Raw genomic sequence first — 2,096 nt, 5'->3', positions numbered from 1 at the left:
CAAAAAATGAAAAATAACAAAAATTACTGTAAATTCGTTAGTCAAGTCAAGTCAAGTCAAGTCAAGTCAAGTCAAGTCAAGTGCTAAAATTGTATCTTTAATCAATAATTCTTTCAAAATATTTTTAATCACATTATTTATATTATTATTTTCAATTAGCTGCAAATCAAAGCAAGACCCTGAAGATAATCCTAAATACTTGGAACTTGAAGGAACTTGGGGGAGACAATACTGGTGGTATGCAAATATTGATTTATCTATTGATAATAACGGCAATATAACTTTATTTTGCCATTATGATTATCTTAATAGCAGGACTGAATATACTTATATTGGAAAAATTGATAACAATTTTGAATATCCTTATACCGTTAAAATTACTCAAACATCATTTTACAGAGATGGGAATCTCTTGACTGATAGTTATTATGGACATACTGGAACAATTACATTTGATAACGCTTCAAGTTGCTCTGTTGTTTTTGATGCATTTCAGGGATATGCTGGCCAGTGGTCAAGTATTAATCTTGATTTTACAAAACAATAATTATAAAAATTAAATTATAAGAATAAATTTTTTCATGCATTAGAGCGCAACATTGCGGTAATAAAAATATTTTATTAACCTAATTCATGCGCGTAAGCCATTTTAAACATAGAAAATTCGTCAAACTGTTTCGCTATAAATTGTATTCCAATCGGCATATTATTTTTATCGACTCCGCAAGGAACACTCATGGCTGGAAGCCCGACTAAATTTATATTTGAAGTATAACTATCCGCCAAAAAACTTAAAGCGCTGTCGGTTTTATCTCTCGTTCCCAAAAGCCCTGCAGTCACTGGAGAGGAAGGAGATATTATTACATCGACTTTTTTAAATGCGTTATCGAAATCCATTTGCATAAGTTTTCTAACTTTCAATGCATGCTGATAATGTGTATAGAAGAATCTTTTTCCCGTTATTAAAGTTCCGAATAATATTCTCGCTCTCGTTTCAAAGGCAAGTCCAACGCTTCTCGAAGTATAATAATATTCGTCCAAATTAAAATCGCCTTTCGGATGGTAACCGTATCTTATTCCGTCATATCTTCCCATGTTGCTTGCCACTTCTACCGCCATAACCGCCGTGTAAACTCTCGAACCGTATTTAGCGTTTGGTAAAGATATGTCTATAATTTCCGCCCCTTTGGATTTTAAATTTTCTATCGCTTTCATTATATTTTCTCTGACATCCGAATTGATTAAATCCGTTTCGTAATATTCTTTTGCAAGTCCGATTTTCATTCCTTTAATATTTCCGTCCAAAAAAGAATCGTAATCTGGAACGGGAATATTAAGAGTGGTAGATTCTTTTGCGTCAAATCCCGCTATAATTTTTGTCATTAAAGCAGCGTCTTTAACATCTTTAGTCAAAGGTCCAACTTGGTCTAAACTGCTCGCCATAGCGATGCATCCGAGTCTTGGAACTCTTCCGTAAGTCGGTTTAACTCCAACTATTCCGCAAAATGAAGCTGGTTGTCTTATTGAACCTCCCGTATCGCTGCCGAGCGCTCCAAAAGAAAAATTAGCCGCAACCGCCGAAGCCGAGCCACCCGAAGAACCTCCAGGAACATAATTTCTGTTTCTCGGGTTTCTCGTTATTCCGTAATTCGAGGTTTCGGTAGTGCCTCCCATAGCGAATTCGTCCATATTCGTTCTGCCAAGTATTATCGCTCCGTTGTCAATTAATCTTTGAACCGTTGGAGCGGTATAAGGCGCTTTATAACCTTCGAGCATTTTTGAAGCCGCAGTCATTGTGTGATTTTTATAGCATAAATTATCTTTTATACATAACGGCACGCCTAAAAGAGGCAAATATTCTCCTTTATCTATTCTCTCTTGCGATTTTTTTGCCTGTTCTAAAGCGTCTTCTTTAAAAACTTCCAAATAAGCGTTAATTTTATCCTCTCTTTTATCGTCTTCTTCTATTTTTTTTATAATCGAAGAAGTCAAATCGACAGCGTTTATTTCTTTATTTTTTAATTTCTCTCTGATTTGTATAATAGTCAATTCGCTTAAATCCATAATGAAACCTCTATTTAAAACTTAAATTTTAT

Annotated in this window: 2 protein-coding genes; one reads left to right on the top strand and one right to left on the bottom strand. The window is 34.5% G+C overall.

Translation table 11 applies throughout. The features are described 5' to 3' along the window. Nucleotides 1–199: 199 nt before the first annotated feature. On the top strand, nucleotides 200–547 hold the full coding sequence (locus ACR0QS_RS12965; RefSeq protein WP_432633870.1) for a hypothetical protein: 348 nt from the start codon (nucleotides 200–202) through the stop codon (nucleotides 545–547). A gap of 74 nt (nucleotides 548–621) precedes the next feature. On the opposite strand, the gene gatA is transcribed toward ACR0QS_RS12965, so the two are convergent. Beyond that, a complete protein-coding gene (gene gatA, locus ACR0QS_RS12960) occupies nucleotides 622–2,064 on the bottom strand; it encodes an Asp-tRNA(Asn)/Glu-tRNA(Gln) amidotransferase subunit GatA (RefSeq protein ID WP_432633869.1) in 1,443 nt (480 codons plus the stop codon). Nucleotides 2,065–2,096 lie beyond the last annotated feature (32 nt).

The sequence above is a fragment of the Brachyspira sp. genome, assembly GCF_050873525.1.
GTDB lineage: Bacteria > Spirochaetota > Brachyspiria > Brachyspirales > Brachyspiraceae > Brachyspira.
Note: the sequence above shows the minus strand (reverse complement) of the source record. Positions and strands in the feature narration are given on the sequence as shown.